Raw genomic sequence first — 12,720 nt, forward strand, 5'->3', positions numbered from 1 at the left:
CAGGACGTCCGCTGACTGACTTTTACCCTCTTAGAACAAGGTATAAGGCATTTTTGTCGCGCACTATTTTCAATGCCGTGGTGCCAATGGCGTTGCTCATGGCTTGTTGGAGTTGTTTGAGGTTGTCGACCTTGCCGCGATTGACTCCAATAATAATATCGCCGCTCTGAAGACCACTCATCGCGGCAGGGGAGCCTTGGGCGACATCAATCACTTCAACTCCTTTGGCGATATCTTTAAACTTGGCACCGGCCATCATGGGGTGCATTTCTGCCACGGCTGCGGTACTCATTTCTTTCGCTGCGCCTAAGGTCACCTTAAGGGTTTCGTTGTCACCATCACGATTAATCCCCAAACGTATGTTTGCTCCCGCGCCTAAGGTGGCCACTTGAGCGCGTAACTCATGGAAACTTTTGATCTTACGACCATCAATACTGGTGATGATATCGCCAGCCTGGATGCCGGCATCGGCCGCTGCGCTCTTCGGTAGCACTTCGACCACAAAGGCTCCATGCGGAGTCGACAGTCCCATGGCTTTGGCCAGTTGATTATCCAGATCGCGCCCAGAGATACCTAAAATGCCGCGCCGCACTTCGCCGTGCTCAATGATTTGTTCCACTAAGTTCAAGGCCATATTGGCAGGGATGGCAAAACCAATGCCGACATTGCCGCCATTGGGAGCCACAATGGCGGTATTAATGCCTAATAACTCGCCATTGAGATTCACCAAGGCGCCGCCGGAATTACCTGAATTAATGGCGGCGTCGGTTTGAATAAAGTTCTCGAGCATTTCGATGCCAAGGCCGCTGCGACCAAGGGCGCTGACAATGCCTGAGGTAACGGTTTGCCCCAAACCAAACGGATTGCCAATGGCAACGGCAAAATCGCCGACTCTGAGGGTATTGGAATCACTTACCTTGATGGCGACGAGATCATCGGCATCAATTTGTAATAGTGCGATATCAGATTCGGCATCATTGCCGACTAATTTCGCTTCGACTTCGCGGCCATCATGTAATCCGATCATGATATTGTCGGCACCATTAATGACATGGTTATTGGTAATGATATAACCTTCATCGGCATCAATAATCACCCCAGAACCCAAGCCTCGAAACGGGCGTTCGCGCACTTGTTGCTGCGGGGCATTGGGGCCGAAGAAATAGCGAAAAACGTCAGGAACTTGTTGGGTTGACACTTGCGTTCCCGACACGGCAACTGAAACGACCGCAGGCGTGGTTCGCTCGAGCATAGGTGCCAGACTAGGTAATACTTGGCCATCGACAATGGTCGGCAAGGCGGCGTTGGCTGGGACAGCCACTAAGCCAACGCTCGCACTTAATAAGGTGGCGGCAAGTGTGGCTGAAACTAAAGATAACGATGTCTTCATCGACGTAACACTCCCTATGTATTTGCAATAAATGAACCCAAAGCAATCGCGATATAAATACAAAAAGTCGATTTAAATTTCAACTATGTATCGTCTCTAAATTATGAGTAATAGCTGATTAAAAAGTTCATTTATAAGCAAAATATGTGGTTACGCTGGCTGAGTCGGCTCCTGGGGGCTTATGCCTTGGGTTGTTAGTTGGGCTAAGGGCTTGATTTCGGCCTCGGCCTCAAGATCCAATTGCTTGGCCGCTTGATCCCAATGAATGTTGAGCTTGTTGATTTGCTCAGAGAGGCCGGCGAGCAACTGATTGTGCTCAACAAATTGATCCGATACCTCTTGGCGATATTGATTCAATTCGAGGGTGGCCTGTTCAACTTGTTTTTGACTCTGTTGGGCATTGGGCGTTTTTGATAAGAGTTGGCGACCGAGGGCGCCGACGCAAATACCCATGACAAATGCGGCCAATAAAAGCGCTAATTCCATATCGATTCCTTTAATAATGGCTAAGTGACGATTGTGCCAGAATCGACACCGCTTGTCAGTGATATCCGCGAGGGTTGTGCAGCAACAATAGATGCAAAAATCAGCGACCATGGTATGATTTTTTCCAGTGACCAACGACAGGATGTAACGTGTCTCAATTATCGCCTTTACAACATTACCAGCAAGATTTACTGCGTGATGACTTTAGTCATGATGCCGCGCAAGAACAAGCCGTGATCGCCTTAGAAGCTGTCTATCAAGCCTTGTTGAATCGTCAAGCGCCGGGGTTATTACAACAATGGCAATATAAGCTGGGTTGGCGTCAACGCCAGAGTATCCAGGGGCTCTATTTGTGGGGTGGGGTCGGTCGCGGTAAAACCTACTTAATGGATACCTTTTATCAAGCCTTACCCTTTGAGGCTAAATTAAGGGCGCATTTCCACCGTTTTATGCACCAATTGCACCAAGATCTTCACGCCCGTAAAGGCACCCGAGATCCGCTCTTGGTCATCGCGGCTGAAATGGCGAGCCGATATCGAGTCATTTGCTTTGATGAGTTCTTTGTCTCTGACATTACGGATGCGATGCTACTTGGCACCTTATTTACCGCCTTGTTTGATCATGGGGTGGTGTTGGTCGCAACCTCGAACATTATTCCGGATGACTTATATAAGAACGGATTGCAGCGCGCCCGTTTTTTGCCTGCCATCGCCCAAATCAATCGACATTGCACTGTGTTGAATGTCGATGCCGGCATTGATTACCGACTCCGGACACTGGAACAAGCCGAAATTTATCATTTCCCATTGGATAACCAAGCCGACGCCAATTTAGCTGACTATTTTAGTAAATTGGCGCCTGAAGCCGAATGCACTGTCAATGCAATTGAGCTTGAAGGTCGAATGTTGTCGATTCGTTGTCATGCCAAGGGGGTGTTGTGGTGTGATTTTAGGGCGCTATGTGATGGTCCCCGCAGCCAAGCAGATTATATGGAGCTGGCAAAAGAGTATCATACGGTACTGCTAAGTCATGTGGAACAGATGGGGGCGCAAACGACGGGTGATGATATTGCTCGGCGCTTTTTGGCTTTGGTTGATGAATTTTATGAGCGCCAAGTGAAACTGATTATTTCAGCCGCGGTGCCACTTGAAATCATCTATGCTGATGGTTTGCTTAACTTTGAATTTCGCCGTTGCCGCTCGCGCCTAACAGAAATGCAATCGCACGAGTATTTGGCGTTGCCACATTTACCCTAAGCTAACGAGCGACAAAAGGATCGATGCGATCGCCGATCTTTTTAGAATTTAAGTGAAATATCAGGTGATTTTTAACTCAGCCTTGGCTATAATCCGCAGCCTGCCCACGTTACTCCGCCGATTGGGCGGAACAAACCATGTTTGCTTACTTTGCTCGAAGGGGTAAGGTGGCGACACTTCGTGTTATTTGATTGGCAAATAGCATGTGAGACAGAATTTAACTTTGGGTTTTTGTAAAAATGAAGACTACTTTTACTGCTAAGCCAGAAACTGTATCTCGTGACTGGTACGTTGTTGATGCTGAAGGCAAGACTTTAGGTCGTATTGCTACCGAGATTGCTTTGCGTTTGCGTGGCAAGCACAAAGCTGAGTACACTCCACACGTTGACACTGGTGATTACATCATCGTTGTTAATGCTGAAAAAGTGACTGTTACTGGTAACAAAGCAAAAGGCAAGACGTACTACTCGCATTCAGGCTTCCCAGGTGGCATCAAGCAAATCAGCTTTGAAAAGCTGCAAGCTCACAAGCCAGAAATGATCATCGAGAAGGCAGTTAAGGGTATGTTGCCAAAAGGCCCTCTGGGTCGCGCTATGTTCCGTAAACTGAAAGTTTACGCTGGCGCAGAGCACAACCACGCTGCACAACAACCTCAAGTTCTTGATATCTAAACGGGATTAAGCAAATGGCTGCAACTCAGTACTACGGCACTGGCCGTCGCAAAACTTCAACTGCCCGCGTTTTCGCAACTGCAGGTAGTGGTAACATCGTAGTTAACCAGCGTCCACTGGACCAGTATTTCGGTCGTGAAACCGCTCGTATGGTTGTTCGTCAACCACTTGAGTTGGTAGAAATGACTGAAAAGCTGGACATCTATGTGACTGTTAAGGGCGGTGGTATCACCGGTCAAGCAGGTGCTATCCGTCACGGTATTACCCGTGCTCTGATGCAACTGGACGAAGCAATGCGTCCTTCACTGCGCGCTGCTGGTTTCGTTACCCGTGATGCTCGTCAGGTTGAACGTAAGAAAGTTGGTCTGCGTAAAGCACGTCGTAGACCTCAGTTCTCTAAGCGTTAATATTTCGCTCGAGTACGAATTGGAAACCCAGCCTTATGGCTGGGTTTTTTTATGCCTAAGTTTTACGTCCCGGTCATGCAGATAACCCACAGCGAGTCCTGAACGAGTCAGTCTCGGGTGACTTTAGACGTTTGCGCTCAGTCAGCGCCGTCGCAGTGATAGGCAAGGTGCAAGCTGCCAGCATTAATAACCTCCTGACTGAGAAAATGAGGTTGGGCGCTGTCAGTTGAGTTATTGACTGCTGATGTGCATCAAGATTAAATGCCCTCTGTGGCTATCGCCGTATACGTTAGGAAATTGTTCGAACCCAAGATGACAATTGAGGAGTCATAGATGACGTTGAGTCAGTGGATGCTAGTGTTAGCCATTGTTTTGGTAATTGAAGGCATTGGGCCATTATTATTTCCCAATCGTTGGCGAAATTATCTACGGGAATTGACCGCTATGGAAAACAATGCGTTGCAGCGCGTTGGCGGGGCATTAGTGACTGCTGGAATAGTTTTATTGATTATTTTTTCATAAATCACTTGCCCTATGCCCCCTAAAATCTGTTAAAATCCTGCTTTAACCGCAACCTTGCAGCAAACAATGGGCAAAAACGTAGTTGTTCTCGGCACTCAATGGGGTGACGAGGGAAAAGGTAAAATTGTCGACCTTCTCACCGAACAGGCAAAATATGTAGTTCGCTATCAAGGCGGCCACAATGCTGGTCATACCTTGGTTATCGATGGTGAAAAAACCGTCCTTCACTTAATTCCGTCTGGGATTTTACGTGATAATGTCACTTGCATTATCGGTAATGGCGTGGTGCTTGCACCAGATGCGCTGATGAAGGAAATCGCTATGCTCAAAGAGCGCGGCGTTCCGGTTGAGGAGCGCTTGCTGATCTCAGAAGCATGTCCTTTGATCCTACCCTTCCATTGCGCTTTGGATATCGCTCGCGAACAGGCCCGTGGCAACAATGCCATTGGTACGACTGGTCGTGGTATCGGTCCTGCCTATGAAGATAAAATCTCCCGTCGCGGCTTGCGTGTTGGTGATCTCTTCAATGCAGAGCTGTTTGCTGAAAAGCTGAAAGAAGTGATGAAATATCACAACTTTATGCTGACAGAATACTATGGCGTCGATGCAGTTGATTACCAAACAACCTTGGATGATGCATTAGCATTGGCCGACTACCTCAAGAGCATGTGTGTGGACGTCGCAGAACTGTTAGATCAAGCGCGTAAAGCGGGTGATAACATTCTGTTCGAAGGCGCACAAGGCACCTTGTTGGATATCGACCATGGTACTTATCCTTTTGTGACCTCGTCTAACACGACCGCTGGTGGTGTAGCAACGGGCAGTGGCTTCGGTCCTCGTCACTTAGATTATGTACTGGGCATCATTAAGGCGTATACCACGCGCGTGGGCGCAGGTCCTTTCCCGACGGAATTGAGAAATGAAATCGGTGATTATTTAGGAACCAAAGGCCACGAGTTTGGTGCGACGACTGGTCGTAAACGTCGTCCAGGTTGGTTAGATATCGTGGCCATGCGCCGCGCAGTGCAAATCAACAGCATCACTGGTTTCTGTTTAACTAAGCTTGACGTTCTCGATGGCTTAGAAGAAGTGAAGTTATGTGTGGGCTATCAAAATGCTGATGGCACTATTTCACAAACCACTCCGTTAGCGGCAGAAGGCTATGATTTAGTGACTCCTGTGTATGAAACTATGCCAGGTTGGAGTGATAACACCTTCGGTGCCACTTCAGTTGAGCAGTTGCCACAGGCGGCCATTAACTACATCAAGCGTATCGAAGAATTGCTCGAAACGCCTGTTGATATCATCTCTACCGGTCCAGACCGCAATGAGACCATGATCTTGGTTAACCCATTTAACTAAGCTCTGTGATATCAAAAAAAGGCCGCAATTTGCGGCCTTTTTTATTAAGAATGTGCAACTATGGCCGATACCTAGAAAGAGATGGACATTGGAGACTGGGGTCATGGTAAGAAAAATTAGCTTATTTATCTTAGCACTTAGCTGTTTAGGGCTTTCTGCGGTGAGTGCCAATGCGGCATTAGACGCGGTCGATATTTATTCTGATAAGCAATTATTGTCTCTGATCCATCAACAACAATATTTACAGCGAGTGAAATCCGATGATTGCCAGTTATTGCAAGACATCGAAGCTCGCGCTATGGTGCTAAAGCAACCTTTATATCAGTATTTATGGGGTGAGATGCTCAATTATGGCGTGTGTGTGTCCGCCGATCCCCGCCGTGGAATGACCATCTTACAGATGGCTGCCGAACAAGGCAGCAGTGAAGCCATGGTGAAAATAGCTCAGTATTATCATGATGGTAGATTCGTGATCCAAAATAAACACAGGGCCGTGCAGTTTGTGTTACCTGCTGCGGCTAACGGTGATCAGCAAGCACGTATTATGCTGGTCAGATTACAGGCGCAGGGGTATGGTAGTCCTATGGATTATGAAATGGGTTACCACTGGTTGTTTAATGAGGTATTTGCCAATACCGCAACCAAGCTTGAAGCCTTGCAATTGTTACAACAATTAGAAGCCAAAATGCCTGCCAGTGCCGTATTTAGGGCACAACAACAGCGGCTCGTTGGTAATTGATATGCCCCGCAATAGCGACGGGGCCAAAATGGAAATTGAATGATAAAAGACCCTCATTTTGAGCGTGAATCCGAAAATTACGAAAACCCAATCGCCAGCCGCGAATGGATTTTAAATTATTTACAAAGCCAATCTGCGCCCCTAACTCGGCAAAACATTGCCGATGCCCTCAAGTTAACCGACGAAGATCAATTGGAAGCTTTGCGCCGCCGTTTGCGCGCGATGGAGCGTGACGGTCAGTTGGTGTTTACCCGTGGCCAATGTTATGGCTTACCAGAGCGCATGGACTTATTGACTGGCACTGTGCTGGGTCATCGTGATGGCTATGGTTTCTTCCGACCCGAAGAGGGCGGAGACGATCTGTTTATTTCTGAGCGAGATATGCAGCTCTATTTTCATGGCGATAAGGTGCTGGCTCAGAAAGCCGGTGTTGGCCGAAAAGGTGGCCGCGATGCGCGCATTGTGCGTTTGGTGCAACCACGAACAGGTGCCTTAGTTGGGCGTTATTATGTGGATTGTGGCATGGCATTCGTTGTGCCTGATGACCGCCGCATCACCCAAGAAATTTTGATCGATCAAGACGATCGCTTTGGTGCGCGTCATGGCGATGTGGTCGTCGTTGAGTTAACTCGCCGCCCAGGCCGTTACATCAAAGCTGCTGGTAAAGTCACAGAAGTATTGGGCAAGCAGCAAGCTCCGGGTATGGAAATCGAAATCGCATTGCGCAATTATGACTTACCTCATACTTGGTCGAGCAACATTGAGAAAAAACTCAAGCGTATTGGCGATGAAGTGACAGAGGAAGATAAAAAAGGCCGAGTGGATTTACGCCAATTGCCTTTAGTCACTATTGATGGCGAAGATGCCCGTGACTTCGATGACGCTGTTTACGCAGAGAAAAAACGTGGCGGAGGCTGGCGACTGTGGGTGGCGATTGCTGATGTTAGCCATTATGTTCGAACGGATTCAGCCTTAGATGCTGAGGCGCGCTCACGGGGGAATTCAGTGTACTTCCCATCGCAAGTGATCCCGATGCTGCCGGAAAAATTGTCTAACGGTTTGTGTTCGTTAAACCCCGGCGTTGATAGGTTATGCATGGTGGCGGAAATGATGATTTCTGCCAATGGTAAGCTGTCGGGTTACAAGTTTTACCCCGCGGTCATGCATTCCCACGCGCGCTTTACCTACACCCAAGTGGCCGCAATGCTTGAAGGTGGTGAGATTGCGCCTGAGCATCAAGCATTGTTCCCCCATTTAAAGACATTACAAGATCTGTATTTAGTGCTGGATGAACAACGGGCACAGCGCGGCGCAATTGCGTTTGAAACCTTAGAAACCCAGTTTATTTTCAACGCGGATCGCAAGATTGATAAAATCGTGCCAAGAGGTCGAAACCAAGCGCATAAAATCATCGAAGAATGCATGATTTTAGCTAACGTCGCGTCTGCCGCGTTTGTTAAAAAACACAAAGGTGAAGTGTTATATCGGGTACATGATGCTCCATCTGAACAAAAGCTGACCCAGTTCAAAGAGTTCTTAGCCGAACGCGGCTTAAGTATGGATGGTGGCTTAGAGCCAACGCCTGCAGATTATCAGGCATTGATGGAAAAGCTGGCGGGTCGCCCAGATGCTGAACTGATCCAAGTCATGCTCTTACGTTCGATGCGACAAGCCGTGTACACCCCTGATAATGAGGGCCACTTTGGCTTAGCGCTCGAGGCTTATTCGCATTTCACCTCGCCTATCCGTCGTTACCCCGATTTGATCTTACATCGGGTGATCCGCTATTTACTGGCGAAAGAGCAGGCCAATGCTGATGAAAAGTGGACCCGTGATGGCGGTTACCATTACCAACTAGATGAGTTAGATAAACTCGGTGAAGAGTGTTCTAACACCGAGCGACGTGCCGATGAGGCGACGCGCGATGTGAGTGATTGGCTTAAATGCGAATTCATGCAAGATCACGTGGGAGATACCTTTGAGGCCGTGATCGCGTCGGTCACCAGTTTTGGCTTATTTGTCCGCCTCAACGACTTGTTTATTGATGGCTTAGTGCACATTTCAAGTCTGGGCAGCGATTATTACCAATACGATCCAATGCGTCAGCGCTTGGTAGGTGAAGCCAGCGGTCAAATTTACCAACTCGGTGATGCGGTCACCGTTAAGGTGGCGGCGGTCAACTTAGATGATCGACAAATTGATTTATTGATGGAAGGCGAAGTCGCAGGTAGCCGTCGCCGCAAGCCAGCCAATAAGTTGACCGCGCGTGAGCGGGTTAATTTAGAAGGTGCCAAATTGGCTAAAGGGTCTAAGGATAAGGCTAAAGAGGTCGGTAAAGACAAGGCTAAAGACAAGCCTTCATCGAAAAAACGTGGCTCATCGAGTCGCCGTAAAGCGCCCACGAAAGGCTCTGGTGGCGAGGCGAAAGCTGTGGCTAAGCCTAAGCGTGCCAAAAAACCGACCAAGACAAAGCGCAAGAAGTAAGAGACTGTAAGTAAATGAAGAAGCAAGAATTAGTATTCGGTATCCATGCCGTCGGCTCAGTGTTAGAAAACCACCCTGAGCGGGTATTAGAGTTATATCTGTTACAAGGTCGAGTCGATGAGCGGGTAACGCCACTGATTGCCAGAGCTCAAGAGTATGGTGTGTCATTACAGCAAATGTCACGTAAGGTGCTGGATGACAAGACTGGCAGCAGTCAACACCAAGGGATCGTTGCGCGCGTCAAACCCGCGAAGGTGTTAAGTGAGCATGATTTAGAGGCGTTATTGAAAGCAACAGAAAAACCTTTCTTGTTGATCCTCGACGGTGTTACCGATCCTCATAATCTTGGGGCGTGTTTGCGTAATGCTGACGCTGCCGGTGTTCAGGGGATTATCGTCCCTAAAGACAACTCGGTCGGTATTACTTCGATTGTGACTAAAGTGGCCTGCGGTGCTGCTGAAATCGTGCCATTATTCCAAGTGACCAACTTAGCGCGCACCATGCGCTATTTGCAAGATAAGGGCATATGGATCATAGGTACCGCCGGTGAAGCCGATGGCACCTTGTATCAAGCCGATTTAACTGGGCCATTAGCCATTGCGATGGGCGCTGAGGGTAAAGGCTTACGCCGGTTAACTCGTGAAGCTTGTGACAGCTTAATTTCCATTCCAATGGCGGGCAGTGTATCAAGCTTAAACGTATCGGTTGCGACCGGGGTTTGCTTGTTTGAAGCGGTGCGTCAGCGTTTAGCTTAATTGTACCCCTTGAGATGATTCACTAAAAAAGATGAGCCACGCTCATCTTTTTTATTGGAAGGTATAGAGCAAATTAAAGGTGGTGATGGTGTCTGTTTGTTTGGTGCCCTCAGGCACTACCTCAGTGTATTTCACATTGACACCGACTTTAAAAGCCCAGTCTTGAAACATGGTGTTCTTATAACCCATGTCGAGTGCGAGGGTATTGTTATTTTCCCCCACTTCCGCGGTCAGATCGGCACCCATGCTCGAATACTCATGGAATTTTTGCTCAAATTTAGCCGCCGTTCGTAAAATAAAATCACGTTCAGCGATGGCCTGACCTTGGCTGGTATCGGCCACAAATGGCAAGTTATATCGATAACCTGGGCCCACTTCTAAACTCAGTTTGGTGTTACGCAATTTAATGGCGTCAAAGCCATAACCGCTTGATATTGTGATGATCTCAGTGTACGAGCCAAATTTATCCCAAGTAAAGTCGCCGCGGCCAAACACGTAGCCACCATTCAATTTGTAGTTTGACTGGAATTGAAAGTCATACTTTTCGGCGGTGGTGGTATTGGAGTCTGATGAAAAATAGGCTTTTACGGTCGCTATTTGCTTAGCGTTAATGGTGTCGTAAACCAGTTTGGTACGGCCATTAAAGCTGCTGGACTCAGTGTTACCGGTATTGAGCTGAAAGCCAGCCTCTATTTCGGCCGTAAAATCACTCGGTGGTTCTTGATAGTCTGGCGGCACTAATGCCAGCGCTGGCGCCGAGAATATGGGAAGTACTAACAATAATTTAAATGAATTAGGCATAGATGTTTTCTTGTTTTAGTGAGGCTTTATACCATCTAGGCAAGGCGTAAACCGATTTATCGAGGCCCATAATACCGATTTAGTGACGGGTCGCAAAGCAGCATTTTTTGGCAAATAGCGATTAATGCTTGAGTTTATGGCGGCGTTTTTGTACTATCGCGCTCCTTAATCAGTCACTATATTTCGTTCCTTGCCTCCAATTGGTCCGACTGAGCCAAAACCGAGGCTACCTAACCGTAAGGAGCAATAAATGCGTCATTACGAAATCGTATTTATGGTTCACCCAGATCAAAGTGAACAAGTACCAGGCATGATCGAGCGTTACACTGGTTTAATCACCGAAGCTAACGGCAAGATCGATCGTCTGGAAGATTGGGGCCGTCGTCAACTGGCTTACCCAATTCAAGACCTGCATAAAGCTCACTATGTTCTGATGAACGTAGAAGCAACTGCTGCAGTAATCGAAGAACTGGAAACTGCTTTCCGTTTCAACGACGCCGTTCTGCGTAGCATGGTAATGCGTACTAAAGCAGCCATCACTGAAGCTTCTCCAATGGCTAAGGCCAGAGATGAGCGCGACGCACGTCGTTCTTTCTCTTCTGACCGCGCTGAAGAAGTTACTGAAAACGCTGAAGAATCTGCTGAGTAAGTTTATCTGTGTCACTGAATCATCTGTCTATGTCTGGGAGCATAGTGCGCTCTAGACAATTTGACAGTCCCGGCGGTATTAGCCACTGGGTGTTAACACTGGAACATAAGTCTCAGCGTTATCAAGCCGAAATGTTGCGCAATGTCTATTGCCAGATTCAGGTGATTTTAAGTGGAGAACGCTTTTTAAGCGTTGCAGACAAACTCAAAGCCGGTGTGGAGATCGAGGTGCAGGGATTTATTAACCTGCAGCAAAGCCGAAATGGTCAAAACCGTTTGGTGCTTCACGCTGAAAATGTCGAATTGAAATCTTAGGAGACTGTCAACATGGCACGTTATTTCCGTCGTCGTAAGTTCTGCCGTTTCACCGCTGAAGGTGTTACTGAGATCGATTACAAAGATATTGTTACACTGAAAAACTACATCACTGAGAGCGGTAAAATCGTTCCTAGCCGTATCACTGGTACTAGCGCTAAATACCAGCGTCAATTGGCTCGCGCTATCAAGCGTGCTCGTTATCTGTCACTGCTGCCGTACACTGATCTTCAGTAATCGGTATTGACTCCTAGTCATATTTAGAGGAATTGATAATGAACGTTATTTTGCTTGATAAAATCGCGAACCTGGGCAACCTGGGTGACCAAGTTACTGTTAAAGCCGGTTATGCTCGTAACTACCTGCTGCCACAAGGCAAAGCAGTTGTAGCTAACGCTGCTAACACCGAAGTGTTTGAAGCACGCCGCGCTGATCTGGAAGCTAAATTGGCTGCAGAATTAACTGCTGCTAACGAACGCGCTGAACAAATCGTTGCCTTGGGAGCAGTTGTTATTGCTTCTAAAGCTGGCGATGAAGGTAAGCTGTTCGGTTCAATTGGCAACCGTGACATCGCTGATGCAGTAACTGCTGCTGGCGTTGCTCTGGCTAAAGCTGAAGTCCGTCTGCCATTGGGCGCTCTGCGCAACACTGGTGACTTCGAAGTTGAAGTTCAGCTGCACACCGAAGTTAAGTCTGTTGTTAAAGTGACTGTTGTTGCAGAAGCTTAATTAACACTGACAAAAAAACACCGCCTCGGCGGTAATGCCGATCAGTTAAGACAGATCGCTTGACGATCTCACTGAAAGGATCAAAATCCGATGACCCCTTGTCATCGGATTTTTTTATGCAACTTTCAGAAGCTTTGGCGCGTACTCATATCAATC

15 protein-coding genes are annotated in these 12,720 nt (G+C 47.7%); 12 read left to right on the plus strand and 3 right to left on the minus strand.

Annotation, left to right across the window (positions count from 1 at the left end; genetic code table 11):
- Nucleotides 1-22: 22 nt before the first annotated feature.
- Nucleotides 23-1,390, minus strand: coding sequence for a DegQ family serine endoprotease (locus KU855_RS10955; RefSeq protein ID WP_218530325.1), 1,368 nt, complete (start codon nucleotides 1,388-1,390; stop codon nucleotides 23-25).
- A gap of 150 nt (nucleotides 1,391-1,540) precedes the next feature.
- On the minus strand, nucleotides 1,541-1,876 hold the full coding sequence (locus KU855_RS10960; RefSeq protein ID WP_218530326.1) for a ZapG family protein: 336 nt from the start codon (nucleotides 1,874-1,876) through the stop codon (nucleotides 1,541-1,543).
- A 149-nt stretch (nucleotides 1,877-2,025) separates the two neighbouring features.
- Here KU855_RS10960 and zapE point away from each other — a divergent pair, with 149 nt between their 5' ends.
- From zapE to rlmB, 8 genes are all read left to right on the plus strand, one after another.
- Nucleotides 2,026-3,132, plus strand: a complete 1,107-nt coding sequence (gene zapE / locus KU855_RS10965) for a cell division protein ZapE (protein ID WP_218530327.1) — start codon at nucleotides 2,026-2,028, stop codon at nucleotides 3,130-3,132.
- 239 nt (nucleotides 3,133-3,371) lie between these two features.
- On the plus strand, nucleotides 3,372-3,803 hold the full coding sequence (rplM, locus tag KU855_RS10970) for a 50S ribosomal protein L13 (protein ID WP_218530328.1): 432 nt from the start codon (nucleotides 3,372-3,374) through the stop codon (nucleotides 3,801-3,803).
- A 14-nt stretch (nucleotides 3,804-3,817) separates the two neighbouring features.
- Complete coding sequence (rpsI, locus tag KU855_RS10975) at nucleotides 3,818-4,210, plus strand: 30S ribosomal protein S9 (RefSeq protein WP_140930891.1); 393 nt, start codon at nucleotides 3,818-3,820, stop codon at nucleotides 4,208-4,210.
- 333 nt (nucleotides 4,211-4,543) lie between these two features.
- A complete protein-coding gene (locus KU855_RS10980; RefSeq protein ID WP_218530329.1) occupies nucleotides 4,544-4,732 on the plus strand; it encodes a DUF2065 domain-containing protein in 189 nt (62 codons plus the stop codon).
- A 66-nt stretch (nucleotides 4,733-4,798) separates the two neighbouring features.
- Nucleotides 4,799-6,094, plus strand: a complete 1,296-nt coding sequence (locus tag KU855_RS10985) for an adenylosuccinate synthase (RefSeq protein WP_218530330.1) — start codon at nucleotides 4,799-4,801, stop codon at nucleotides 6,092-6,094.
- 103 nt (nucleotides 6,095-6,197) lie between these two features.
- Nucleotides 6,198-6,833, plus strand: a complete 636-nt coding sequence (locus KU855_RS10990; protein WP_218530331.1) for a tetratricopeptide repeat protein — start codon at nucleotides 6,198-6,200, stop codon at nucleotides 6,831-6,833.
- Between the two features lie 39 nt (nucleotides 6,834-6,872).
- Nucleotides 6,873-9,317 carry a ribonuclease R gene (rnr, locus tag KU855_RS10995; RefSeq protein WP_218530332.1) on the plus strand — a complete coding sequence of 815 codons (2,445 nt, stop codon included), beginning with the start codon at nucleotides 6,873-6,875 and terminating at the stop codon, nucleotides 9,315-9,317.
- A 14-nt stretch (nucleotides 9,318-9,331) separates the two neighbouring features.
- Nucleotides 9,332-10,072, plus strand: coding sequence for a 23S rRNA (guanosine(2251)-2'-O)-methyltransferase RlmB (gene rlmB, locus KU855_RS11000; RefSeq protein WP_218530333.1), 741 nt, complete (start codon nucleotides 9,332-9,334; stop codon nucleotides 10,070-10,072).
- A 51-nt stretch (nucleotides 10,073-10,123) separates the two neighbouring features.
- Here rlmB and KU855_RS11005 read toward each other — a convergent pair whose 3' ends face one another.
- Complete coding sequence (locus tag KU855_RS11005) at nucleotides 10,124-10,873, minus strand: YdiY family protein (protein WP_218530334.1); 750 nt, start codon at nucleotides 10,871-10,873, stop codon at nucleotides 10,124-10,126.
- A 250-nt stretch (nucleotides 10,874-11,123) separates the two neighbouring features.
- Here KU855_RS11005 and rpsF point away from each other — a divergent pair, with 250 nt between their 5' ends.
- Genes rpsF through rplI form a run of 4 tightly spaced genes read left to right on the plus strand, consistent with a single transcriptional unit; the run spans nucleotide 11,124 to nucleotide 12,564 of the window.
- The gene (rpsF, locus tag KU855_RS11010; protein ID WP_218530335.1) at nucleotides 11,124-11,522 is read left to right on the plus strand and encodes a 30S ribosomal protein S6; all 399 of its coding nucleotides are present in this window, start codon (nucleotides 11,124-11,126) and stop codon (nucleotides 11,520-11,522) included.
- An 8-nt stretch (nucleotides 11,523-11,530) separates the two neighbouring features.
- Nucleotides 11,531-11,836, plus strand: coding sequence for a primosomal replication protein N (priB, locus tag KU855_RS11015; RefSeq protein WP_218530336.1), 306 nt, complete (start codon nucleotides 11,531-11,533; stop codon nucleotides 11,834-11,836).
- Nucleotides 11,837-11,848: 12 nt separating this feature from the next.
- The gene (gene rpsR / locus KU855_RS11020; RefSeq protein WP_140930907.1) at nucleotides 11,849-12,073 is read left to right on the plus strand and encodes a 30S ribosomal protein S18; all 225 of its coding nucleotides are present in this window, start codon (nucleotides 11,849-11,851) and stop codon (nucleotides 12,071-12,073) included.
- Nucleotides 12,074-12,111: 38 nt separating this feature from the next.
- Nucleotides 12,112-12,564 carry a 50S ribosomal protein L9 gene (gene rplI / locus KU855_RS11025; RefSeq protein ID WP_218530337.1) on the plus strand — a complete coding sequence of 151 codons (453 nt, stop codon included), beginning with the start codon at nucleotides 12,112-12,114 and terminating at the stop codon, nucleotides 12,562-12,564.
- The last annotated feature ends 156 nt before the right edge of the window (nucleotides 12,565-12,720 follow it).

Source organism: Shewanella sp. NIFS-20-20, from assembly GCF_019209865.1.
Lineage (GTDB): Bacteria > Pseudomonadota > Gammaproteobacteria > Enterobacterales > Shewanellaceae > Shewanella.